The sequence below is a fragment of the Paenibacillus sp. FSL M7-1414 genome (genome assembly GCF_038003195.1).
GTDB lineage: Bacteria > Bacillota > Bacilli > Paenibacillales > Paenibacillaceae > Paenibacillus > Paenibacillus amylolyticus.
This window is the reverse complement of the sequence record NZ_JBBOOS010000001.1, coordinates 3,443,729-3,469,506: the sequence shown is the minus strand read 5'-3', so window position 1 is coordinate 3,469,506 and position 25,778 is coordinate 3,443,729. Positions and strand designations below refer to the sequence as shown.

The following is a 25,778-nucleotide window of genomic DNA, read 5'->3' as shown; positions in this document are numbered from 1 at the left end:
ATGGGTGGACGACTTGCCTGTGCGAATAACACATCCGTGTGCCGAAAGCAGGAAGATTCTGACATGGCTCCTGTCTCAGATATGCTCAATATATATCTCATTCAAAATATGACCCATACGATATGTGTGCTCTGCCAATTCAGATTTCACATATGATTCAATATCACTCTTTTCAATACTGTACAAGACCTCAATTTCTTTAGAAAAAAGAAGGTGTCCCTCATTGATTTTCTGCTCCAACGAGTTTATCTGTTTGGGTTTCAGATCACCACCAAGCACCTGCTGAAGTGCTTGCACATATGTTTCAAGAGAACGGGCTCCGACAATTTTTATACCCTGGTTCTCTTCATTCACAATGATAATAGATGGGAAACCTCTAACTCCCAAACTAGCGACATTCTCAAAGTCTTCCTCTAATAACTCTTGTGCAGATTGCTCTGCAGCCGCCTCAACTATTTCTTTTCCATTCAAGCCCAGTTGATTGACGATATCCATCAGCACATCATCTTCTCCAATATTTCGATTAAATGCAAACACGGCTTCACGCGCACGTCTTAAAAAGTCCTGCTCTTTACCAGGGTGTGTACTCTGAATGACCTTAAATACGCGAGATGGCGGATAGGAAGAAAGTATTGGATTATCATGCCATAAGGAACCGTCGATGGGCATGCGTGAATGTTCACCCACTTCCTTCCAATGCTCTGCAACGTCCGAAGGTTTCTGAATCCCGTTAGCGCCATCCGAGAAACCATTCCAGTTAGCCAATAGCCCACCCATTTTGATTTGCAGCGTAAAATAATGGCCGTATTCCTCAATAAACCGATGAAGCACAGGCTCAAGCGCCCAGCAGTGAGAACAGATCGGATCTGTTGCGTAATAAAGAGTTATTCTTTTCTCAACGTGATTCAGATTGATTTCTTGCATCGCCTCTTCTTCGTTCACACCACATACGCCTGTTTCCAGATCACACATCATAGATTCGTTACTCACGTTATCCCGCCTTTATATTGTCTTATGAATTGATTTTCTTGTGTTAGTTTGATTATAATATCTACAATCTTCTGAACAAGTACGATTCTTTTTCTGACTTAGTATCAAAAAGTATACTATTGGAGGGTATCAAGTGAAATACGAGTTTAATTTCGATCAGTTATGTCCAGCGACTTATGCATTTCAGGTCATTGGAGGCAAGTGGAATCTTCCGATTCTGGCAATCCTCAGTGAAAATGACTGTATACGTTACAATGAATTAAAAAGAAGACTACCTGGCATTACCGGAACGATGTTAACGAACTGTTTGAAGGATTTGATTCATTCCGGCATCGTGCATCGGGAGCAATATAACGAGGTGCCACCGAGAGTGGAGTATTCACTCACAGAATCAGGCAAGGAATTGGTTCCTTTAATTGAATCCATGGTAATATGGGGTCAGAAAAATATGACAGCAGGCGTGAAGCAACAAGATATATAACTCCTGGCCTATTGTAACCCCTTATCATAGATGTTCATTTTTGAATCGCTCTGTACACTTTGTTCAACGACAAAAAGGCTATTTCACTGGACCATCATGTCCTTTGAAATAGCCTTTCCTTTATAAATACAAGACGGCCGCTTGTTTACGACGTGTGCACATCTAACTATTCAGGTCGTCATCTTCCTCATTTCCTAAATACATAACCGTTTTTTCTCCATCAACCAATCTAATGATCTGCTTTCGTAATTTTGAAGGAAATAAAGGTAGTTCGTATATATTTTTAATTTCAAGCCATTCAAATTCCACCTGATTTTCGTCACTTGGCAGAATAGAATTATCTTGGTCCATCAAACCTATGTACTCGCATAAAAAAACAAAATCTACACGATGAAGAGCTTCACCGTATACCCCTTCAATGACAAATTCCAGTGATAACGGTTCTACATCTATTCCGATTTCTTCCGCAACTTCACGCTTCACAGCATCCGTCAGGGTTTCACCTGCATTCTGGCTCCCACCAGGCAGAATGTAGATGACTTCATCATTATCATCCTGCTTCATTGCAAGCATTCTCCCGTCTTTAATGATCAATGCTTTTGCAGAATTTCTAATCTTTCTCTCCATTGCTAATCCCCCATATATATATGTATCATGTTGTTGAAGGTTGATTCCATTTAACCTCACGATCTCCATGAAGAGTATTTTAACACATACATCTAAACAAATTCTGAACAATCAAATCAACTCACTCTTGGCGACCTCCATGAAAGCAGCCATGGACGGAGAGATCCATTTTTCCCGATGCCAGAGCATTTGCGCAGAAAAGGATATATCTGATAAATCCCACGGCAGAGCAACCACTTCCCCATCGCTCAACTCTTTCTTCAAAGCCATTTCAGGTAATAAAGCGATCCCTAGACCAGCCGCAACACATTGTTTAATGGCTTCTACACTATGAAACTCCAGCTCTGTCAGAGCATCTGCACCTTTCTTCGTTATGGATTGGTCAAAATAAGTGCGATACGAACAGTTCTTTTCGGTCAGTAAAAAATGCTGTTTGTGGAAGTCATCAATGACCAACTCGGAACGCGATGCTAACATATGATCGGGAGAAACCACCATTTGAAAGGTCTCATCCTTTAAAAACTCTGAATGAAGGTCTCTGGAATTAATAGGCTCATCCAATACAAAAACGACATCGGCATGCCCTTCTCTCAGACTTGATTTAAGCTCTTGCCCGGACAAGGGGCGGAACAATAACCGCACACCAGGATAGTCTGCTCGGAAGCGTTTGAACAAGGCTGGAAGAAGATATGCACACAGCACTTCGTCTGCTCCGATCACAACCGTTCCCGCCAATTCTCCGTGCTGACTGGATATACACTTTGCTTCCTCTACGTCGTTTAATATCTTAGTGGCGTACGGCAGAAACTGTTGGCCAGCATCCGTTAACACGACCTTTTTGCCTAATCGATCCAGCAATTTCACCCCAAGCTCTTCTTCCAGCGATTTGATTTGCATGGTTATGGTAGACGGTACATAGCTCAATAATTCAGCAGTTTGACTAAAGCTGCAGGTCGATGCAAGTGTCCAAAAGGTTTTTAGCTGGCGTATTTCCATGAGTCAGGTACCTCCTAAGTTCAAAATAAATGAATGATATGTTCGATAACGTTTCGTTGAATTGATAATAGACGTATTGTAGAGTGAAATCAAGTTATTACTATTTTATAAGGAGAATCAATCTATGAACGATTATGAAACATATAACCTTGGAGATACATTACTTCAATCGGGGCAACAGCTCCCTCAAGCCTTTATCGCTTACAAGACCTATGGAAACTTAAATGCGGCAAAGGACAATGTTATTGTTGTCCCAACATGGTTTGCTGGAATTCACACAGATAATGAATGGTTAATTGGAACGGACAAAGCACTGGACCCCAGTCGTTATTTTATCGTTGTGCCCAATATGTTGGGTAACGGGTTATCTTCCTCTCCAAGTAATACCCCTGCCCCATATGATAAGAACAACTTCCCTCTCATCTCCATGTATGACAATGTGCGTGCCCAACATCAACTCATCACTCAAAAATTCGGTATCTCCAAAATCAAACTTGTTGTGGGGTGGTCTCTGGGAGCCATGCAGGTTTATCAATGGGGAACCAGTTATCCTGAGATGGTTGAGCGTATTGCCCCCTTTGGCGGAACGGCAAAGAGCAGACCCCATACACAGTTGGTATTCGAAGCAATGATCGCGGCGTTACAGGCAGATTCGAATTATAAAAATGGTAGATATGAGCGCCCTCCGGTTGCCGGTCTCGCAGCGATGGGAAGAGCTTATGCTCCATGGGGGTTCTCGCAGGCGTACTATTTGGAGAAATTGTACCAATCTGAGGGTTACGACTCTTTGAAATCTTATGTAGAAGATTACTGGGATCAAGTATTTCTTCCCTTCGATGCTAACGACTTGATTACCATGTTGCGTACAGGAATCTATGGAGACATTAGCGATAATCCCGTAGATGACGGCAACTTCGAACAGGCGTTAAGCAAGATCGCTGCTCCTGCACTCGTTATGCCAGGATCAAGTGACTTGTTTTTCACGCCAGAAGACAGTTCGTATGATGCTCAGCATATGCCAAACGCGGTGTATCAACCTGTAGAGTCCAAGTGGGGACACTGCTTTGGAATCGGAGCAAACGAAGAGGATTCACTCGTTATCGATCGTCATCTAAAGCAATTTTTGGAGACATGAGTAAAAAAAGAAGGAGTACAAAGTAAAAAAAGTGCACAAAGCTCATTTCTCTTTTCTTCGCTATAACTCAAAAGTAAAAAAAGATACGGGTTCTCGTCAATAACCTTTATATCACATTCCCCCTTTCTCGTTTAGAATATTTTCAAGTAAGCGTTATTGAAATACGACTGATAAGGGGGAAAAGAAATGAACAAGAAAACGAAAGCTTTAGTCTTGTCTGTGTGCATGTCAACCTTATTACTCGCAGCCTGTAGCAATGGAAGCGGTGCTGATAAAGGTTCAACAACGGACACGGATTCCAACGAGGCTGGAACAACAACCATTCATACCGTAACATCAGAATACTCTTCTGCAAAATATCCAAAGGGCGACGATATCACCAACAATGTATGGATTAAGCGATACAAAGAGAAGTTTAATATCAACGTCAAAACAGACTGGGTTAGCGATGAGTACGATACAAAACTCAATTTGGCTATCGCATCGAACGATCTTCCTGACGTATTCAGAGTTAATCCATCACAACTGAGACAGTTAGTCGAAGCAGATATGGTCATGGACCTTACCGAGGTATTTGATCAACACGCTTCAGATCGTCTCAAAGGTTACATGGAAGCAGATGCAGACAGTTACGAATCTGGAAAGAAAGACGGTAAGCTATACGGGATACCACAGATGCACTGGGGATTAATTGAACAACCAGACTTCATCTGGATTCGGAACGACTGGAAAGAAGAATTGGGAGTCCAAGATCCGAAATCTGTGGAAGACATCAAAAATATCGCACTAAAATTCATGGAAAAGCACGGTGGTTATGGTATAGCGGTAGACCAATCGTTGGATTACCTCAACCTGCTGGCCATTGCATGGAATGCGCATCCGGATATGTGGATGGAGGATAGCACTGGAAAACTCGTGTACGGCTCCGTGCAGCCTGAGATGAAAAATGCGCTGGCTGAGTGGTCAGAATGGTACAAGCGAGGCATCATTGATCCGGAATTTGCAATCAAAGACTTTAATGCGATGAACGCGGATATCGTAGCCGGCAAAGTGGGAATGCAGCCTTATTACCAATGGTGGGGTTATAATCCGGGTGTCGATACGGTATCCAATCTGGGTAAGGACGCCATCTTCTACCCTTATATCATCCCTACCGTTGATGGGAAAGAAGCCAAACAATCCATCTTTTTCGCTAACAACAATTATATCGTCATGAAAAAGGGATTTAAAAGTCCTGAAGAAGTGATCAAAATTTTGAACGACTATGCTTATATTGTGGATGAAGGCAATGGCAAGGAATCCACAGAAACGTTATCCGCCTTGCTGGACAACGATATTGCCCATGTTGTTGGAGCGTTCCGTGTACTTAATCCGAATTCCGATTACGAGCAATTTGAGGCGGTCTCCGCTGCCCTTCAATCCAAGGATACCAGTGGACTCACGACTTCGGGTATGTGGCAAAAATATAACAACAGTTTGGAATTCATAGAGAATGCAACCCCAGGAGCAGTTGGTGATTATTTGCAACAAGGGGCTCCAAAGAACGCGTATGGTCTTGCCAAGAAAGTACTGGACAGCGAGAACTATACAAAGACGGCCTTATGGGGTGTTACGCCAGAAATACTTTCAAGCTACGGCACAACCTTGGATGATATCCTGACCGAAGGTTTCACCAAGATCATTATGGGTAGCGAAAGTATCGATTATTTCGATGTTATTGTCCAAAATTGGCGTGCAGCCGGGGGCGATGACGCAACTCAGGCAGTTAATGAAGCCTACGGGAAGAAATAATCTCGTTTGTCACAAAGAGGGGATGAGGGTGATCTCTCCCCTTTATTTGATAGCGATTACATTTGGCGTACAAGGAACGGAGGAATATGTATGTTGAGAAAATGGAAGCAGCAGAGTCCTTACCATCTCATGTTGATCCCAAGCCTGGTCTTGGTCTTCATCTTTTGTTACATCCCTTTCTACGGACTTATTATTGCGTTTCAGAAGTACAATCCGGGCCTCGGATTCAACTCGCCATGGGTAGGGTGGGATAATTTTACCCACATATTTAATCAGCCGAACTTCGTAAGAACGATCTGGAATACATTGTACATGTCTGTCTTTAAGATTATCGGTGGTATAATCGTACCCGTAATTTTCGCATTATTGCTTAACGAGGTACTACACAGTGGAATTAAACGTACATTTCAAACACTTGTCTACATTCCGAACTTCCTCTCTTGGGTCATTATGGCTGGCATCATGCTGGATATCCTTAGCTCCGACGGCATCATCAATACATTTTTAAGTGTATTTGGGATTGCACCGATCTCCTTTCTCGGCACACCCTCTATTTTTCCTTGGACGATGATTGTGAGTGACATATGGAAAGGTTTCGGATTTGGCACGGTTGTTTATTTGGCAGCTCTGACCAGTATTGATCCGGGACTTTATGAGGCCGCAGTGATCGACGGAGCCAAACGCTGGAAGCAGACCATCTATATTACGTTGCCTCTCCTCATGCCAACCATTGTTTTAATGACCGTACTTTCACTTGGTAACGTACTCAATGCTGGCTTTGACCAAATCTATAATCTCTACTCCCCTGTTGTTTATCAGACCGGTGATATTATTGATACCTATGTCTACCGTTTAGGAATTCAACAAGCACAGTATTCAATTGGTACCGCTGTCGGGTTATTCAAATCGATCATTTCCAGTGTTCTCGTTGCTGTATCGTACATCCTGGCTTACAGAGTGGCTGGCTATCGTATCTTCTAAGAAGGAGGAACTTACATTATGATCTATGATAAAAGTATGAGCAGACGTGTATTTCTTATCATAAACTACACCATATTGCTTCTAATCTCTCTCCTATGTATCCTGCCGTTTATCAACCTGCTGGCTGTTTCATTCAGCAGCAGCGCGGCTGTATCTGCGGGGAGTGTTACGTTCTGGCCTGTGGAATTTACGACAAAAGCCTATGAATTTGCATTAACGGGAGGATCGTTTTTCTCCTCTCTCTGGGTAGCCATTCAACGAACCGTTATCGGAACGGTGGTGAATCTGGTTCTGATCGTACTCACCGCTTATCCCCTCTCCAAATCCAAACAAAAATTGATGGGGCGTAATATCTATATGGGATTTTTCATAATAACCATGTTATTCAGTGGAGGTCTAATTCCAACCTATCTCGTGGTCGTCAAAATGGGACTGATCGATTCCATCTGGTCTCTGATCCTGCCTGGGGCCCTCCCCGTATTCAGTATGATTATCCTCATGAATTTCATTCGGGGGCTGCCCGAGGAGATTGAAGAATCAGCAATTATCGATGGTGCTGGGCCTGTACAGGTATTGCTTCGTATTCTACTCCCACTTCTCAAGCCCGCTCTCGCTACGGTTGGTTTGTTCAGTATTGTTGCTCACTGGAATTCGTGGTTCGATGGCATTATCTATATGAACAATCCAGACAATTATCCATTACAAAGCTACCTGCAGACCCTCCTGCAAAGCTTTGAGCAAATCATGCTGAAATCTGGGTCAGATTATACACAGCTGTTGTCCATGATGAACGCCAGAACGGGGCGCGCCGCTCAGATGTTCCTGGGTGCCATTCCGATTTTACTTGTGTATCCATTCTTGCAGAAATATTTCACCAAAGGTTTGGTGTTAGGTAGCGTCAAAGGGTGAACAAAAGGGCTTGCAGTTCATACTGCGAGCCCTTTGTTTATATCTAAACTTATGTTTATGATCGCTGTACCGCATTATGAGATGCTAAGTGAAAGCATGAATGACTATTTGGCTTCTAGGATGGCAGGCAGCAGAATGGAGAAAATGGTACCTTCACCTATTTTACTCTCCACCTGAATTCCATAAGGTTTACCAAAATGAAGTTGAATCCGCCGCTGCACATTATGCAATCCAATCCCATTCGTTCCCGTACGTGCACCGGACTTTTCTTCCAATAGATTCTGCATCGTATGATGATCCATACCCACGCCATTATCGCAGACCTCGATCACAACTTCATCCAGCTTTGATTGAATCCGAATGGTAATGATTCCGTCTTCTTCGAGTTCAGCGAGTCCATGAAATATCGCATTCTCTACAATGGGCTGTAGAATCATTTTGGGCATGCGATAATCCAGCAGTCTATCCTCAACCTCATATCTCATTTGAATACAATCATAGTACCTGACATTCTGAATCGTTACGTAATTAGCTATATTATCGAGTTCTTCACGAATGGTTACGAGGGTTCCATCAGATTTTGTTGTATAGCGAAGCATCGAGATTAGTGCATCGGTCATTTCCACGATTTTATCAGCCTGCTGCATCGAGGCAATCCATTTCACCGACCCAAGGGTGTTATACAGAAAATGAGGCTTGATCTGGTCATGGAGCGCACGCATCTCGGCCTTGGCTTTCTCTATCTCTTCCTGCTGCATCCGTTCGACCAACCGTTTCAATTCATGTGACATTCTGTTGAACCGAATGGATAAATGTCCAATCTCATCTCTGGAGCCAATAGGTACAACTTGTTCGAACTGACCTTTCTCCACTAGAGCAATATTCCGCAGCAATTTTTTAATGGGAGTTGTGATCACGTGAGATAAAAATATGGATATGACGGCAGCAAAAAGAACAATGACTATGGCAAGCGTCACCAGATTACGGCCCAATATTTTGCCATCAGCAGTCAGTTCATCCAAAGGCATATATAAGTAAGTTGTCCATTTTTGCTGACTAAGGGGACTGGTCACCACGACATTTAGTGATTCAGGCGGACGAACGTTGTCACGGAACAGTGTCCCGATTAATCGTTCGTTCACGTTATATACGATCTTGTCATCCTCATCAACAATCATGAACCTGGAGCGCAACCCTTCCTGCAAGTTTCGATTGACGATTTCGATGAATTTGATATCAATGCTGACAACAATCACGCCAAGCAGTTTTCCACTAGTCACATCATGAATTTTGCGAGCGTGTGACACTGCCAGTATTTTATTCTCCAATTGCTCGTCGATTCGTGTTGTGAGGGTAATGGTTCGATCCTTATCATGCATGAACTTTTTAAACCACAATTCGTTTGCTACTTTGAAGTTTGGATCAATGGGTTGATGTGGACTGACAAAAAGGTCTTGCCCCCCATTCATATTGTAGAGGTAGATGGAGAATACGCGATCTTTCATCATGATATAATTCATCAGAATATTGTATGCGGCAATCTCATGTTGTTCATCACCCTCTCGCAGGAAATCCTGGATCGGAAAACTCCCTTCATGAGTCGCAGACAGATTGTCACTAAGCCCATTGCTGGCTAGCAGCGAAATTTTCTCAATCTCCTTGAGGAACTCGTCAATGCGAATATTCGTTTGTTTGGCAAGATCGTTTAGCAACGTCGTATAGTTCTGTGCCAATAACCGCTCGGAGGAGTAATACGAATTGATTGTCATCACCAATACCGGAAGGATAATGACCGTCATACAGATCACCATAATTTTGTACTTGATTCGGAAGGGCCGAACATGCTTCATATGCTGCACCTCTATTCACCGATTACATTCATCCCTGCTGTAATTCTCGATATTCCTCCGGAGTGACCCCTACCGATTTTTTGAAAATCTTACTGAAGTACGTGTAATTATGGTAGCCCACCTTTTCTGCAATTTCATACACTCTCATTCCTCTGCTCAATAGATACGCCTTGGCATGTTCAATTCGAACTCGGGTCAAGTACGTGATAAAGTTCTCTCCTCGTTCCTGTTTGAACACACGGCTGAGATACGACGGATTCACACTGATTTGGCTAGCGATACTTTGTAGTGAGATATCTTCCGCATAATACTTGTCGATCAATTCAGTGGCGAGAGCGGTGTAAGTGCTTTCCTGTTTGATTTGGGAATCGGTTTGGAAGTAATACGCAATATGAGCAAGCATATCCTGGTGGATATCCTCCCAATACTCCCCCTTTAGAACGATTTCATATGGCGATTTTTCTGTTAAAGAAGGTGCACCTCTTTCCGTAGCTCGGGATAGATGGGAATGTATCGTTTCCATTACCATGATATATTGCTTGCGAATGCTATTCTCATCTGCTCGCAGCTGTTCCAGATTGGATCGGATTCCTTCAAGGAACTCTTCCGCCTTTTGGTTGTCTTTGCTTACCCATAACTTCAACAAATCTCGTTCTTGTTGCGGGCTTAAAGCCCCCTTTACTTCATGTCGATCTGGGGATTGAACCATATCATCGTAATACAACACCTGGTTGCTTCCTGTGAAGAAACTCTGTTGTAAAGCCGTTTCTGCCTCTTGGCAGGCCGTCCTGATGTGAAGGAAACCGGAAGTCATTCTACTTACCCCAGCCGTGAGCGATAGATTCATAAAATCCTTGATCGAAGACAGCAATTTATTACATAGTTTATTTAAGTCGGCGTGTACAGATTGGCTCTCAGGAAGTACGTTGACGATCACCCAATATTCAGAGGAACTTTCAACAAAAATCTCTTTCTCCCACTTCGATGGAATGATCTCTTCCATAATATTAAGAATCGAAAATCGGAGCAGCTTTTCCCCCTTCTCTACATATTTCCGCTTTGCATCCTCGTAATAGTTCACGATGAACTTCATGACAACCAACTGGTCCGAACGTATACGAAAATGTAGTTCTTCCGCTTTGGTGACGATATCCTCCTCACTAATGAATCCGCTTACAATATCTTGGAAGAAACTATCCTTTAGATATCTTAGGCTCTTGGAATAGTCCTGTGTTATAGAGGGTGTGTTGGTTGGGTGAACATGTTCACTTTGCAGTTTCTGTCCAACAGTGCTCAGGAGGTCAATAAGGGAGGATTCGGTGATCTCACTTTTAATCAAGTAATCTGAAGCGCCAAGTTTTAGCGCCTCTTTCACATAATGAAATTCGTCAAAATTACTCAGAATGACATACTTACAGGTTTTCAATACGCAGGAGGCCTCTTGTATAAGCTGGAGCCCATCCATAATCGGCATCTTGATATCTGTAATAATTAGATCAGGCATCACTTCAAGCGCAAGGCTTAATGCCTCTTTTCCATTTCCTGCCTCTCCAACAACATAGAAATTATACTCTTCCCAATTCAGCATGGAACGAATTCCAACCCGCATGAGCAATTCATCATCTACGATCATCAGTTTATACATGCGTATCCCCCAACATGAACCATTTTTAGATATTTTACCATTAAACGAACCGTTGCAAAGATGTCTAGCGAACCTTATTGAAGTGCGGGTATCATAAATAATACTTTTACAGAACATACGTTCCTGTTATAATCAGATTATCGTATTTGGTGTAACATAACATGCCCGCCTGGAAAGGATACATATCATGAATTTATACAAGTTTGAATTAACGGTGAACGGATATCTATTACGTGTTCATTTCAGTGCATCTGAAGAAAGTGGATTGAAATGGTGCAAACGAGTTGCTTCTGAATTCCAGAATAACGTTGCCAATCTGGAGATCAAGGTTGATATACATAAAAAGCAGAAACAAAAGCATGCACGGGAATATCACGGAAAACCGTATCTGTATGATAGGACACTAAGGAAAAAACCGCTTGCGAAGAAAAATAAAACGGCTGAGTCATCTGCTGTTATGTAAAAGCTAAATTACATTGCTGCTTAACGAGTCTTCTCAATAGATAGACAAAAAGACTAAAGAACGACTAATTGATGATAACATCAGTAACGTTCTTTAGTCTTTTATGAAAGTACTATCGACACCTTGAGTAGACTGAAATTCCTTTCACGCCCCGGCGTCTCCAATCATTTGTCGTTCAATTTGTTTCATTTCATAAAAATAGCCTTTTTGCTCCATCAGCTCGGAGAAGGAACCTGATTCTACAATCTTGCCTTGGTCCATGACCACAATCCGATCCATCTCTTCCAATCCCGTCAGCCGATGGCAGATCAGGAGAAGTGTATCTTCGGCAGCTTGTGCCAGAAGATGCTGCAACACACGTTGTTCTGTGACGTAATCTAGTGAAGAAGTTGGTTCGTCCAGAAGCCATAACCGTCCTTTGCGCAGCATGGCCCGTGCGAGAGCCAGCCGCTGCTTCTCACCATCCGACAGGTTCTCCCCTTTTTCATAGACCATGTCGGTCAACAACTTATTCGGCAGTTGGACTTTATCCAGCACAGCCGACAGTTGTTCACCCGAATGTTCTTCTCCATTCAGCAACAGGTTGTCCCGGATGGTTCCCCGGAAGAAGTGGCTTTGCTGCAACACGACATTCGTCCCTTGCCAAATGCTCTCTTCATTCAGTTCCTTCACCGAAACATCGTTTAATCGTATATCGCCAGACGTTGGTGCGCGCAACTTGAGTAACAAATCAATAATCGTTGACTTGCCTGACCCGCTCGGCCCGACAATCGCTGTTTTGGAGCCTGCTGCAAGTTGTAGAGATAGCTCCCTCAGCGCCGGTCTCCATTCCCCTTCATATTGGAAGTTAACACCGGATAGGTCAATCGAAACCGCCTGATCGGCTGAAATTTCACCGCTTGGCTGTACAGGTTGTACATCGGAGGTTGGCACCGTTTCCGCCAGTCGCTGAGCGGCGTGTTCGCTGTCCTGCTTATATAGAGGCAATATAGCCATTGCGGCAGCTTCTTCGAACACGGTCTGCGTGGCCAGGATCAGCATGGCGAGAAATACACCGGCAAATGCTCCATTCACAATTAAGAAAGCGCTGAGTGCTAGCACTCCCCATGTAACGAGATACGTCACAAAAACGTGCATGGACTGCCCGCGCAACAGGTGCGAAGCGGCTTGTTTCTGCTCCGTTGCCAATGCAGCGGAAGCCTGCTGAAGCTGTTGCTCACGCTGTTCCAATTGGCCGTATACTTTCAAATCCCGGAAACCATACAATACTTCGGTCACTTCCGTGGACAGCAAGGCCCGTTGCTGGCGGACACGTCCGTGTATTTTTCGCTGACCTAACAAGACAATACCTGGTACAACAAATGCCGTAATCAGCATACCTAGTACTAACAAACACGCAATCCAGATCGAAAAGGCCGAAGTGAACAGCATGGTAGCCAAAAACACCATAACGACCATGATGGGTGGATACGCGACCCGCAAAAAGTAATTTTGCAAGCTTTCCACATCACCCACGATCCGTGCAAGCAGATCCCCGCTTCGGTTTTTATTCAATATACCTGGCGTTACCGGGATCAGTTTGGCAAAAAAGGACGTCCGCAAGCGGCTCAACATGGAGAATGTTGCCCTGTGGGAATACAATCGTTCTCCGTAGCGGCTCGCCGCTCGAAGGAAACCCAGCAGTTTGACCATGGAAGTGAGTACAATTAAGGTGTACAGCGGTGGCGCAAATACCGTTTGCGATATCATATACCCACTCGCGGAAAAGAGAGCTACCCCTGCTATGCCGGCGATAAATCCGCCCAATATCGAAAGCAAGATATCCTTGCGCTCCTGAATCATCGCTTTTGACAGAATCGTCAGCTCATTCATGCTAACCCTCCTTTCCGTTGTACATCAACCATCTCGGCATACTGCGGCAAGCGTGCAAGAAGTTCGTTATGATGTCCTGAATCCACCAATACCCCATTGTCCATAAACAAAATGTTGTCCGCATGTTGAATTGTATATAAACGGTGTGCCACCGTAATCATCGTTGCCGTTTTGGCTAATGCCGCAATGGATTGTTGCAATACCCGCTCGGTGTGTAGATCCAGACCAACGGTGGGTTCATCGAACAAAATAACAGCTGGTCGCTTCAGAAAAGCACGTGCCAAGGCAAGTCTTTGCTTTTCCCCACCAGATAACCCCCGGCCACCTTCACCAACAAAGGTATCTAAGCCCTGTTCCAATTGTGCAACAACGCCAGCAAGTCCTGCTTCCTCTGCCGCCTGCTCAATTTCAGTTCTGGAGACGTTCCGCCCCGCCCCAATCGCAATATTTTCGGCAAATGTACCTGCAAAAATATACGGATGCTGTGTAATGTAGCTAACACGCTCGAACCATGCAGCCTCATCATGTTGCGAAAGCTGGCTTCCGTTAACCAGAACCGCTCCCGAATCTGGTTTCAGTAAACCGGCAATGAGATGAATCAGCGTGGTTTTACCTGAGCCACTTTTGCCTACAATAGCAATCTGTTCTCCTGGTCCAATTGAGATCTGTCCTGTCTCAAGTCCAAAGGAATCAGGTGTGTACTGGAATCGGACATCGTTCAGTTCAATGGTTGGTGGCATTGTTATCGACTCTGTACGAGCTGTACGAAGCTCTTCCGTCCTTGCAATTGTATCGACATTGGTTAATACGCTTTGATCCGATCCTTCTTCCCGCTCCGTTTGTGTGCTCTTGACACTAGTGTCCGCGAGCATCTGTTCCACCTTGCGAATGGCCCCCATACTGGTTCGCCCGCTGTGGAAAGCCGTTCCTGTATTCTTCAACAGACTGTAAAACTCAGGGACGAGTAACAACACGAGAAAGGCTGTGTGGAAGCTCATCGATTTGAAAACCAGTAATTGAATAGCCAGTTCAAGCGCGACAATACCAATACTTAACATCACGATCGATTCCAGCATAAACGTATTTGTAAATGCAATCTTCAAAATGCCCATGGTGGCATCACGATACCCCAGACTGCTACGTTCAATTTCCTGCTGCTGACGTTTAGCCCGTCCGAATATTTTTAACGTAACCAGCCCTTGAAGCGAATCCAGAAACGTACCGGAAAACTCAGCCAGTTGCGCGTATTTTTCTTCTGATTTGTTCTTTGTCTTGAGCCCAACCAAGATCATGAACAGCGGGATAAACGGTGCCGTAAACAGCATAATCCAGCCTGTGTTAGAGTGCTGCGTAAACGTAACAACCAGAATCAGAATCGGGATCATCGCAGCTTCCATCATACGCGGCATGTACTGACTGAAATAACTGTCGGCCTCATCCACAGCATCCAAAGCAACACTGACCTTTCCTCCCGTCTGTCCACTCAGGGTTGAAGGCATGGAAGCGCGGGTCAGGTTCTGCAACACAGATGCTCGCATATTTGTCTTGGCGCGTGCTGCCATATGCAAGCCCACTTTCCCATTACCATACGACAACAGTGAGCGTACGGCCATAACAGCCAATAATAGGACAAGCAACAGGATCACTGATGAAAAGGAAGCTTTCTCTACAAAGATTCGCTGGACTGCTTCAGCCACCAAGGTGGCCTGGCTTATAATAGCTACACCAAGGGCCAGCGAAATGATCGCAAGGAGAAGTCTGTTTTTTCGTTGTAAAGACATTTGCTGCGAGATCAGATTGGATTTGCCTCTCCTTTTCATTGAACGCTCCTCCTTTATTTTTTCCCTTTCACATAATCCGCATCAAACAGGAACAGTTTGAAGACCAGAATAAGAGAAGGAATTAACAGGCACAGACCACCGATAAACACAACGACGAGTGCAAAACCCATCGCTGGTGGTGTCGCGCTACTCTGAATGGTGATGAATGGATCGAGAATGTAAGGATATTGCCCAATCCCGTAAGCAAAAAAGGCTGTGAGAAATTGCAGCATGATGCATATAAAAGCTAAACCATAACGGCGTCCGTTATATAACAGCCACATGGCAATCATGAAAAACGCAACGGAAAGCGCCAGCAGCCACCATAAATCCATCATATTTTGAAAATGACGCTCATTGTGTTGACCCAAATATATAAATGCAGTCAGCGCGAGAATAATGGTCGGTGTGCTCCAGAACAAAGCATAGTTCCGCATCAGCTTCAATGCCGAATGGTCCTCTGCGCGAGAAGCGTAAAATGTGAGAAATGACCCACTAATGAACAATACGGACACGATCGCCAGTCCAACGATGCTCCACGATAATGGATTCGTAAATAGCGCCCAGTAATCCAGGGAAACGGTATCTCCCTGCTTCAAAATAAAGCCACCTTCAGAAAGGGTCAGTGCCACTGACAATGACGCCGGAATAAGTAGACCCGTAGCTCCATATAAGAACAAATACACGATACTTTTTTTGGAACCATAATTTTCGAAAGCATAGAACGACCCACGAATGGCAAGTAGAATGACGGCAATACTTCCTGGAACAAGCAGCGCGGAGCCATAATAATAGGCCGTGTCCGGGAAAAATCCGACGATACCAATATAGAAAAAGACAAAAAATACATTGGTGATCTCCCAGACCGGTGATAGATAACGGGAGATCAGACGATTAATCAGATGATCCTGCTTCGTCAAGCGTGCGTAAAAGGCAAAGAAACCTGCTCCAAAATCGATGGAAGCTACAATAAGATAGCCGTACAAGAACAGCCAGAGTACCGAAATACCAATTAATTCATAACTCATTATGCCTGACCCCCTTTCTTGGCTGATTGATCATGCTTCTCCTTCAACCATTTCTCCATCTCGAGTTCAGCAGGATTATTATTGAACAACCGTCTCAGTACGACGACACACATAACGCCTAGCAGGATGTAGAGAAGCAAGAAGACGAAAAATAAAATTCTCACACTCGGTGAAGAAGTAGCGGCCTCTTCTACCCGCATATAACCTCGGATGATCCATGGCTGCCGCCCGATCTCTGCATAGAACCAACCCATCTCAACGGCTAGAAAAGCAAGCGGTGCACTGAGTGCAACCATACGAAGCATCCACTTGTTAAACTGATTACGTTTCTTCCAGAATACAAACAGGAAGTACAGACTTGATATAGCAAGCAGAGCGAATCCAATACCAGCCATTAGATCAAACAAATAATGCACAAGTAAGGGCGGGTGTTCATCTGGTGGAAATTCGTTCAGCCCGGTTACCTCGGCGTTAAAGTCTCCAAAGGCAAGGAAACTGAGCAGTTTCGGCAAATGAAGAGCGCCTATAATTTCATGTTCTGCATTCAGCCATCCCAAAAAAATCAAATCCGCGCCACTTTCCGTCTCGAAATGCCACTCGGCAGCTGCGAGCTTCTCCGGCTGATGCTCAGCCAAAAACTTGGCAGACACATCTCCAGCTAAAGAATTTAACAAACTGAATACCAGCACAACGGCCATCATGAGATTCAAGCCTTTTTTGTGGTAGGCCGACACTCCTTTTCTCAGCATCGCAAAGGCTGCTATTCCTGCTAACAGGGCAGCTCCTGTCAGATAAGCCGAGCTTAATACATGGAACACTTTGGAGAACGTCGCCGTATTCAGCATCGCTTGTACGGGGTTCACTGCCATGAATTGACCTGCTTCCATGACAAAACCTTCAGGCTGGTTCATGAATCCGTTCACTGTTGTAATAAAAACAGCTGACATGCCTGCCCCGGCGACAATCGGAATAGTCAGCAACCAGTGGATATACGGATTTTTGAACCGATCCCACGTATACAAGTAAATTCCCAGGAAGATGGCTTCAAAAAAGAATGCAAATACTTCCATAAATAGTGGCAGTGCAATGACATTCCCGGCCAGCTTCATAAAATTCGGCCATACCAAGGCCAACTGTAGTGAGATCGCTGTGCCTGTCACGACACCAACCGCGACAGAAATGACAAACCCTCTGGACCACCTCTTTGCCATAAGTATGTAATGGTGATCCTTCTTCCGAATGCCGATGAACTCTGCAATAGCAATCATCAAAGGTACGCCGACACCAAGCGTTGCAAAAATCACGTGGAACCCGAGCGTCAAACCAGTCACTAGCCTGCTCCATAAAACCGTATCAATAGCCATTCTTTGTGTTGCCTCCTTTCAAACTCTGTTCAATTTAGAAACATTCAATATCAGATTTGGCCAAGCTCAATGCAGAATTGCGAAAAATTTCACAAAGTTAGGTATGACGATATCTTGCCACACCTATAATGCGTTTACTCCTGTAGGCCCCCGATAATAACAAGCATTGGATGCCTATTAAAATCTGATATTGATGCACTTAAAGTACTAACCAAGCCTATTAATCAAAATTATTATATCTTTATTTTTACCTAATTCAATCAAAGACACGGCTTCTACCCTAAACGTTCAAGAAAGGATCAACTCTTTCTGACAACTTGGTGAAAATCAAAAAATACACCCAATGGAGCTATTGATTCATTGGGTGTAAACGTGTTATTGCACGGAAGATTCTCTATTTTACTTTCTCCGGACTCACCGCACCTGCCTCGCGACGTATGCTCATCATGATCAGTGATGCAGCTAATACCGTAAGGATGATTCCAAGCATCTGAAATCCTGTCACATTGAATGTATCCCCCATAACAATTCCAATCAATAACGACGATAAAATGGTCCCCAGATAGCGTGATGTATTAAAAATACCCGATGCGACTCCAATCATTTCTTTGGGTGTGCTTTTGAACAGAGCTGCTTGCATACCGACCGCGTTTAGGCCGTTACTTATGCCAAATAAAGCTAAGGCAACAATGATTATGAAGATTGGAGAAGTTTCATTCATAACAACGATCAATATAGATCCAAATGTCATTAAAGAAGCGGATACGATCAGAGCTGGCCGTGATCCTGATCTGTCAATCCAGCGTCCTGCGATCGGAGCAATAATGACTGAACATAACCCCAAAGCTAGCATGCTCATTCCTGTATGAACTTCGTTGAGATGACGTACCTGCTTCAAATACGTAGGAACTCCAAAAAAAAGTGCGTAAAACAGGATGTTCACCAGCATGTATTGCACATTCACCCAAGTCATCTCCGGATATGAGGCAAACGTTCGCAGAGGGATAAAAGGCGTGGCTGTTTTTAATTCATGTCGGAAGAACATGACGAGTGCGATTAACCCGATCCCCCCTGTCAGCAGATGCCATGTTGAAATATCTCCTGTGGAATTTACTGAAAGTAAACCGATGAGCAGAGTCACCAAAGCTACCGTAAACATCAGGATACCTGGTGCGTCAATTAACGCAAGCCATTGCCGAATGGACATGTGACCAGAGATAGACGGAGATTGCTCGTCCTTCGGGATTGTTTTCCAGGCGAACCAAAAACTCACCAAGACTAACGGAATATTAACGAAGAATATGCTGTGCCAGTCCCACCAATGAATCAATACTCCACCAATAAAAGGTCCAATTGCAGCCGCTCCAGAAAGGAATATAGCCAAGGTGGACAAGGCGGAGGCTTGTTTTTCAGTCACGTTCATTCTGACAATCGCCATTCCGACGGCCACCATCATGCTTGTGCCAATTGATTGAACAATCCGGAATACGATGAGCCACGAAAAACTGGGAGACCACGGAGCTAACATGGACGATACAAAAACAATAACAAGACCCATGAGGAAGATCTTCCTGCGGCCAAACAAATCACTACACTTGCCCATGACGGGTTGAGCGACAGCACTGGCAATGTAAAATGATAAAATAATCCACGAAACGGCTGTAAAATTAAGTTGATACACTTGTTGTAACCTGGAGATTGCCACCGAAATCATGGAGGAATTCAACGGATTCAACATAATTCCGAGTCCAACAGCTAACATCAATCCTTTATTTCGAACGTTCATTGGTGCACCTCTCTCTCTTCTGCTGTTATCTTACTTGAACGTATTCATTTATTCCAACGCATTATATGTTATGATTTGATGAACTAGAAGGAATGAAGGGATGGTGCAAATGGAGCTTCTTCAACTAAAATATTTCCTGACGGTGGCCCGATGCGAACATGTTACGGAAGCTGCGGGAAAGCTGCATGTCACGCAATCCTCCCTGAGCAAAACGATACAACGATTAGAGGACGACCTGGGAGTCCCTTTATTTGATCGAATCGGGAGAAAACTACGACTAAACGACTTTGGAAGAATATTTCTTCAGCGAACTGAAAAAGCCTTATTTGAATTGGAACAAGGAAAGCGGGAAATTGCTGACCTCTCCAACCCGGATCAGGGTACACTGCAATTGGCGGTGACTACGGCAAGTACTTTGCCAGGTATACTCCGGGAATTCCGAAAAAACAAGCCGGATATTCAGTTCCATGTGCAAATGGTTTCGTTAGAATACATGTCCAGACTTCTACATCGGGGCGAGGTGGACTTTTGTCTCTCCTCCCCTCCGATTCAAGGTGACGATATCGAATGTCAGATACTATATGACGATCCGATTGTAGTCGCTATTCCTATGGGTCATCGATATGCAGACCGAAGTAGCATTAAATTATCCGAGCTTAAGGACGAGTGGTTTGTTGGGGTGAAGCAAGGGTATGGGGTTCGTGATATGGTAGATTCCGTATGTCAATCCGCTGGTTTCCTACCGAAGTATGTATATGAAGGTGATGAGCCTGCAAGATTAACCGCCCTTGTGGAGGCGGAGATCGGTCTCGCGTTTATACCTAGCACAGCCAGAAACCCCCATGAGCGCATTAAATATCTTCAGGTAGAGGAGCACCAACTCGTTCGGAAAATCGCTTTACTTTCGCATAAAAACAGGTATATTTCCAAAGCCGCTTTAGAGTTTCGCAGCGTGGTTATGGACTATTTCAGTGCTATGCCATGAGCATAAATTCAGTCCAGAGGAGTCCATTCGAACATCTGAAATTCCACCGCATAGAAGCTCATATTAATGTGGATAACACCACTTCCATGAAACTGGCAGAGAGTGTTGGTATGGAATTTGAATGTCTACGTAAAGGGTTTATACACGAAAATAATGAGTGGACCGATCACTTGGTGTATTACAAAAATTCTATTTAAAAAGTTCATACAACTCAATCTAAAAAAAGGGAACTCCATATCAAGAAGTTCCCTGTTTTCTATGTTTGTTGAATATTCTTCTTTTTGCGATGAAGAGTTACTACTCCCAAACTAACTGCTGAAATCCATAATAGAATTATTGCATTACTTGAGACTAATGATTGCACTGTATCTAGTTGTAATAATTGCGTAATTAACCTTCCTTCATACGGTGAAAGTGTGGCTCCCAAGTTATACGCGATCAGAACAATGGTGGTACCCAACTTTGCCATTTTGGCCATTTGTTGAGCAAAAGTATGCAATAAATAGGGCATTATACAGCGGAATGAAAACCCGATGATCATTGAACAAACGGTAGTAAGCATGATACTTTGCGAGATGGTCGTAACGAACATCGAGCTTCCAAGTAACAGAATCGATAATGGAACGATATAGTTACCGAGTGTTTTGTATACTTTCCCAAAAGAAAAGCCGGCAACAAAAGCTCCCAAACCTATAAATGCAATCATATTGCTTCCGTTTGTCGCAGTTCCGATATTTTTTTCCAAAATCAAAGGAGTAATCTGTAAATTATAATTGATGAAAATAGCTACTATTACAAATAATAAGAGACCATAGCCAATCATGACTTGAAGGGCTTTTTTATTATTAGTGTGGCTTGGATTCGTTGTGATCTCTTCTCTTCTATTAAGCTCTTTTTTATCAGAAGGAACGAAAATCAGGAATGCAATGAAAATAGGAAGTGCCAGGGCGTAGACATAAAATGATGTGTGCCAGCCCATTTTCAATAGTTGACCAACGAGTAGTGTTAGACAAATGCCTCCTAATCCCTCAAAGGCACTTTCTAAGCCAATTACGGTTGCTTGTTTACCTGGATTTTTATGATACATATCACTGATCATCTGAATGATGAGCCGGTTAAATAAACCTACACCTAACCCAAACAAACAGCGAGAAATGAACAGCAACGAAAAAAGGTCATGATACAATGCAGGGAATACTCCCGCAATGAGAACAAGTCCTAATCCAGTCAGTATAGTTGCTTTCTTCCCAATAAGAAGTTCAAGTCGATTAGCAATTAACACACCAAGAATGACAAATAATGAAGGTATGGTCGTTAATAATCCTACATGTGTTACCGATATCTCTGGAAAATCATTGGTTATCGCAGGAATGTTAGCGGCAATCACTGGACCTGAAGAAATTAATAACGCAACGGACAATAACGAATATGTTTTAAGCTTCTCCATGGATATTATAAAAAACCAACTCCTAATGTTTGTATTTGCTCCATATGGCCGATAGTTAGCCTTGATGCTGCGATAAATGGATAAAGCAGTAACGCATAAGTCGATGACTTCATACGTTACTGCTCAGTCGATTAGAGTTCTTTACCGTTACTTTGAATAACTTTTTTGAACCATTCAAAAGATTTTTTCTTGCTGCGTTTCAACGTACCATTTCCAGTGTCGTCTTTGTCGACATGTATGAAACCGTATCGTTTACTCATCTCTCCAGAACTTGAGCTTACTAGATCAATGCAACCCCAGGACGTGTAACCCAACAACTCTACGCCATCTTCTTCCACTGCTGTTATGAAAGCTTGGATGTGTTGACGCAGATACTCGATTCTATAATCATCAGCAACATATCCCGTCTCATCAGGAGTATCTATCGCTCCTAAACCATTTTCAACGATGAATAGTGGCTTTTGATATCGGTCATACAAGGAGTTCATTGTAATTCTTAGACCTACAGGATCGATTTGCCATCCCCATTCACTTGTTTTCAAATGAGGATTGCGCAGTGTTGGAAACAGGTTAGCTGCCGTTTGAGTGTTTACTTCCGGGTCTGCACTAGTTAACCGCGAACCATAATAACTGAACGAAACGAAATCAACCGTATTATTTTTCAAACATTCCTCGTCCCCGTCTTCCATGGCTAAATGAATATTCATTCGTTCTAACATTTTCTTGGCATAGTTTGGGTATTCTCCTCGGGACTGTACATCGACGAAGAAGTAGTGCTCGCGATCTCTTGTCATGGCTTTCCAGACATCATCTGGTGCACATGTATACGGGTAAGTGTTGGCACCTGCTAACATACAGCCAATCTTAATTTCCGGGTTAATTCTACGCGCAATTTCAGTTGCTTTTGCACTTGCGATCAATTGATGATGAGCCGCCTGATACTTCACAGCATCCTCATTCTCACCTTCTTCAAACACTAGGCCTGAGCTACCAAAAGGTAGATGCAACAGCATGTTAATTTCATTAAAGGTAAGCCAATACTTCACTTTATCTTTATAACGGGTGAAGATCGTTTCACACAGTCTCTCATAATAATCCACCATTTTTCGACTTCTCCACGATCCAATAGTTTTCACCAAATGAATAGGGACATCAAAATGGGTAATGGTGACTAACGGCTCAATGCCATACTTCAAACATTCGTCAAATACATTTTCATAGAATTTCAAACCCTCTTCGTTGGGTAACTCGTCATCTCCATTAGGGTAGATCCGAGTCCATGCCAAAGATAAACGGAAACACGTAAAGCCCATCTCTGCAAATAAAGCAATGTCTTCTTTATACCGATGATAAAAATCAATAGCCTCATGACTCGGATAAAAATGTTCTTGATCACACTCCAACATTTTTAACTGTCCTCGCATGACAGGAACACGATCTTTCCCTGCCGGGATTACATCAACTGTGGATAGTCCCTTGTTGCCTTCTGCATATCCACCTTCACATTGGTTAGCAGCAACTGCCCCACCCCACAAAAAGTCTTTTCTTAAAGTCATTAAAACACACTCCTAACCTGTAGTTTTGTTAAGCTTTGACAACCAACAATGTATTGTTAAAATCAATATTTTGGGGACTAGTCTCTGCGATCACATCCGAGTAACTATACGAATTGGTTACAATAACGGGCGTTTGAGTGACATATCCTTCTTGTCTAATTTTGTCCAGATCAAAAGTCAGCAAGGTCTGTCCTTTTGTAATTCTCTGACCTTCTTCAACGAACGCTTCAAAATATTTTCCGTTCAGCTTTACCGTATTTAAGCCGACATGAATAAGAATTTCGACTCCTTCATCGGATAATAGTCCAATAGCATGTTTTTTAGGAAATAGAGATACAATCATGCCATCAAATGGAGCAATAACTTTCCCCTCGCTAGGTTCAATAGCAATTCCTTTACCCATTGCCTCTGAGGCAAACGCTACATCTTGTACATCCTGAAGTTGAATAAGCTGACCTTTAAGTGGAGTTGCAATAACAGAATCTTTAATTGTAATGACTTCATCCGCAACCCCACTCACTTCGTTTGCATTTGAAACAGTGTTCTGTGAAGGTGCATCTTTTTCATATTTCAAACTGAGCAAATAGGTAAGTACAGCAGTTACGACAGTTGTTATAACAAGTGCGATCAAAATGTTATATAGATTCCAGATATTTTCACCAATGTACAGAGGAATCGCCGGGATTCCTGAAGCGCCTGTTGCGTAACGAGAAACATCCATTAGCCCTGCAAAGAGTCCCCCACTGGCAGCTCCAATCATACCCGCGACAAGTGGGTATCTCTTCGGTAAGTTTACGCCGTAAAGAGCTGGTTCCGTGATTCCCATCAACGCGGTGATCCCACTGGAAGCTGAAATTTGTTTTAATGCTTTATCCTTGGTTCTCATCCCTACAACTAATGCCGCAACACCTTGACCTATACAATTGATCATCGCCCCAGGACCGAGGATATTCTCATAACCTGATGTGGTGATTTGAGCAATGGATAGAGGCACAATATTATGGTGCAGCCCAAACATAACCAGTATTGGCCAGAAGGTTGCAACCAGGAAAATAACCAGCCAGCTACCATGTGCGCCTAAGAATTCAAAGCCCATCGCTAAATACGTTCCGAAAAATGACCCCAGTGGTCCCAACACGGTTAAGGCCAGAATTCCCGTTACTAAAATAGTGCACATGGGAACAAAAATAACTTTCACTGCATTCGGAATGATCCTTTTAAACAACGATTCAATATATGATTGAGACCAAACGATTAAGAGAATTGGAACTACAGAAGAACTATAAGATACAAGAGTTAGCGGGATTCCAAAAACACTTACGTCAGACCCATCCAAACGCAATTGTGTCAAGTTGGGATGGAGTAAAACACCGGCTAAAACGAGTGCTAAGACAGGACTGCATTTTAGTTTGTTTGCAGCTGAAAACGCCAACAAGAATGGTAAAAAGTAGAAAATAGCATCTGACATAAGACTTACGACATAGTAGGTTTGGGAATCTTTTGAAATCCAGTTGAACAAAATTAGTAGAGCGAGTAATGCCTTGATCATACCAGCCCCAGCTATAGCAGGAACAATCGGACTAAATGTCCCCGAGACAAAATCGATTAATTTCCCCAAAATACTAACTTTCCTAGCTTGAGTTGGTTCACCCGATGAACTCACGTTAGGTTGAAGATGCTTGATCACTTCTTTGTAAACGTCTTCAACATGTGTGCCGATGACGACTTGAAATTGTCCGCCGCTCTCAAGCGCATCAATAACACCATCAAACGATTTAAGCGCTTTTTGATCTGCTTTATTAGTATCATTCAGTGCAAATCTAAGCCTAGTCATACAGTGAGTCAGAGTGGATACATTCTCACTACCGCCCACTTTCTCTACAATATCTTGAGCCAACTTCTCGTATTTCTTGCTCATCCAATAATGCCCCCTCTTGTTGTTGCCATCTAAATGAATGAGACCAAAAGCGCTCTAAATAACTTCTCTTTGCAATAAAAAAAGCTATTTATCTGAAATACATAAAGGCTGCATTCATTACACCTTTAAAATAT

20 protein-coding genes and 1 pseudogene are annotated in these 25,778 nt (G+C 43.3%); 8 read left to right on the top strand and 13 right to left on the bottom strand.

Going from position 1 to position 25,778, the window contains the following annotated elements; all coding sequences use genetic code 11:
- Positions 1-75: 75 nt before the first annotated feature.
- On the bottom strand, positions 76-990 hold the full coding sequence (locus MHH92_RS15085; protein WP_339187282.1) for a DsbA family oxidoreductase: 915 nt from the start codon (positions 988-990) through the stop codon (positions 76-78).
- A 133-nt stretch (positions 991-1,123) separates the two neighbouring features.
- On the opposite strand from MHH92_RS15085, the gene MHH92_RS15080 reads away from it, so the two are divergent.
- The gene (locus MHH92_RS15080) at positions 1,124-1,471 is read left to right on the top strand and encodes a winged helix-turn-helix transcriptional regulator (RefSeq protein WP_076253083.1); all 348 of its coding nucleotides are present in this window, start codon (positions 1,124-1,126) and stop codon (positions 1,469-1,471) included.
- Positions 1,472-1,633: 162 nt separating this feature from the next.
- Here the strand turns inward: MHH92_RS15080 and MHH92_RS15075 are convergent, their stop codons facing one another.
- Positions 1,634-2,098, bottom strand: a complete 465-nt coding sequence (locus tag MHH92_RS15075; RefSeq protein ID WP_340904634.1) for an NUDIX domain-containing protein — start codon at positions 2,096-2,098, stop codon at positions 1,634-1,636.
- A gap of 111 nt (positions 2,099-2,209) precedes the next feature.
- Positions 2,210-3,094, bottom strand: a complete 885-nt coding sequence (locus MHH92_RS15070; RefSeq protein WP_076253081.1) for a LysR family transcriptional regulator — start codon at positions 3,092-3,094, stop codon at positions 2,210-2,212.
- A 124-nt stretch (positions 3,095-3,218) separates the two neighbouring features.
- Between MHH92_RS15070 and MHH92_RS15065 the strand changes: the two genes are divergently transcribed.
- The 4 genes from MHH92_RS15065 (at position 3,219) to MHH92_RS15050 (ending at position 7,910) form a co-directional block, all read left to right on the top strand.
- Positions 3,219-4,229, top strand: a complete 1,011-nt coding sequence (locus tag MHH92_RS15065) for an alpha/beta fold hydrolase (protein WP_340904633.1) — start codon at positions 3,219-3,221, stop codon at positions 4,227-4,229.
- Positions 4,230-4,415: 186 nt separating this feature from the next.
- Entirely contained in the window at positions 4,416-6,020 is a 1,605-nt protein-coding gene (locus MHH92_RS15060; protein ID WP_340904632.1) for a hypothetical protein, read from the top strand.
- Positions 6,021-6,110: 90 nt separating this feature from the next.
- Positions 6,111-7,001: an ABC transporter permease gene (locus tag MHH92_RS15055; protein ID WP_036615758.1), complete on the top strand. Its 891-nt coding sequence runs from the start codon at positions 6,111-6,113 to the stop codon at positions 6,999-7,001.
- 18 nt (positions 7,002-7,019) lie between these two features.
- A complete protein-coding gene (locus MHH92_RS15050; RefSeq protein ID WP_100526293.1) occupies positions 7,020-7,910 on the top strand; it encodes a carbohydrate ABC transporter permease in 891 nt (296 codons plus the stop codon).
- A gap of 104 nt (positions 7,911-8,014) precedes the next feature.
- On the opposite strand, the gene MHH92_RS15045 is transcribed toward MHH92_RS15050, so the two are convergent.
- Positions 8,015-9,760 carry a cache domain-containing sensor histidine kinase gene (locus MHH92_RS15045; RefSeq protein WP_340904630.1) on the bottom strand — a complete coding sequence of 582 codons (1,746 nt, stop codon included), beginning with the start codon at positions 9,758-9,760 and terminating at the stop codon, positions 8,015-8,017.
- 28 nt (positions 9,761-9,788) lie between these two features.
- Positions 9,789-11,405 (bottom strand): helix-turn-helix domain-containing protein, encoded by a 1,617-nt coding sequence (locus MHH92_RS15040; protein ID WP_340904629.1) that lies wholly within the window; start codon positions 11,403-11,405, stop codon positions 9,789-9,791.
- A 187-nt stretch (positions 11,406-11,592) separates the two neighbouring features.
- Between MHH92_RS15040 and MHH92_RS15035 the strand changes: the two genes are divergently transcribed.
- On the top strand, positions 11,593-11,868 hold the full coding sequence (locus MHH92_RS15035; RefSeq protein ID WP_047842994.1) for a hypothetical protein: 276 nt from the start codon (positions 11,593-11,595) through the stop codon (positions 11,866-11,868).
- Between the two features lie 144 nt (positions 11,869-12,012).
- Here MHH92_RS15035 and cydC read toward each other — a convergent pair whose 3' ends face one another.
- The 5 genes from cydC to MHH92_RS15010 form a co-directional block, all read right to left on the bottom strand.
- Positions 12,013-13,740 (bottom strand): thiol reductant ABC exporter subunit CydC, encoded by a 1,728-nt coding sequence (cydC, locus tag MHH92_RS15030; RefSeq protein WP_340904626.1) that lies wholly within the window; start codon positions 13,738-13,740, stop codon positions 12,013-12,015.
- Entirely contained in the window at positions 13,737-15,560 is a 1,824-nt protein-coding gene (gene cydD / locus MHH92_RS15025; RefSeq protein WP_340904625.1) for a thiol reductant ABC exporter subunit CydD, read from the bottom strand. The genes cydC and cydD overlap by 4 nt, the downstream gene beginning before the upstream one ends.
- A gap of 14 nt (positions 15,561-15,574) precedes the next feature.
- Positions 15,575-16,588, bottom strand: a complete 1,014-nt coding sequence (locus tag MHH92_RS15020) for a cytochrome d ubiquinol oxidase subunit II (protein ID WP_174806461.1) — start codon at positions 16,586-16,588, stop codon at positions 15,575-15,577.
- A complete protein-coding gene (locus MHH92_RS15015; protein ID WP_340904621.1) occupies positions 16,588-17,952 on the bottom strand; it encodes a cytochrome ubiquinol oxidase subunit I in 1,365 nt (454 codons plus the stop codon). The genes MHH92_RS15020 and MHH92_RS15015 overlap by 1 nt, the downstream gene beginning before the upstream one ends.
- A gap of 394 nt (positions 17,953-18,346) precedes the next feature.
- Positions 18,347-19,738 (bottom strand): MFS transporter, encoded by a 1,392-nt coding sequence (locus tag MHH92_RS15010; RefSeq protein WP_340904620.1) that lies wholly within the window; start codon positions 19,736-19,738, stop codon positions 18,347-18,349.
- Positions 19,739-19,847: 109 nt separating this feature from the next.
- On the opposite strand from MHH92_RS15010, the gene MHH92_RS15005 reads away from it, so the two are divergent.
- Together MHH92_RS15005 and MHH92_RS15000 are read left to right on the top strand one after the other, a co-directional pair.
- The gene (locus MHH92_RS15005; RefSeq protein ID WP_340907684.1) at positions 19,848-20,723 is read left to right on the top strand and encodes a LysR family transcriptional regulator; all 876 of its coding nucleotides are present in this window, start codon (positions 19,848-19,850) and stop codon (positions 20,721-20,723) included.
- Between the two features lie 26 nt (positions 20,724-20,749).
- Positions 20,750-20,920, top strand: a pseudogene (locus MHH92_RS15000) (GNAT family N-acetyltransferase); the annotation flags it as partial.
- Positions 20,921-20,979: 59 nt separating this feature from the next.
- Here MHH92_RS15000 and MHH92_RS14995 read toward each other — a convergent pair.
- The 3 genes from MHH92_RS14995 to MHH92_RS14985 all read right to left on the bottom strand — a co-directional run bounded on the left by MHH92_RS14995 (position 20,980) and on the right by MHH92_RS14985 (position 25,644).
- A complete protein-coding gene (locus MHH92_RS14995; RefSeq protein WP_340904618.1) occupies positions 20,980-22,170 on the bottom strand; it encodes an MFS transporter in 1,191 nt (396 codons plus the stop codon).
- Positions 22,171-22,301: 131 nt separating this feature from the next.
- The gene (locus MHH92_RS14990) at positions 22,302-23,726 is read right to left on the bottom strand and encodes a 6-phospho-beta-glucosidase (RefSeq protein WP_340904616.1); all 1,425 of its coding nucleotides are present in this window, start codon (positions 23,724-23,726) and stop codon (positions 22,302-22,304) included.
- Between the two features lie 28 nt (positions 23,727-23,754).
- Positions 23,755-25,644 carry a beta-glucoside-specific PTS transporter subunit IIABC gene (locus MHH92_RS14985; RefSeq protein ID WP_340904615.1) on the bottom strand — a complete coding sequence of 630 codons (1,890 nt, stop codon included), beginning with the start codon at positions 25,642-25,644 and terminating at the stop codon, positions 23,755-23,757.
- Positions 25,645-25,778: the final 134 nt, after the last annotated feature.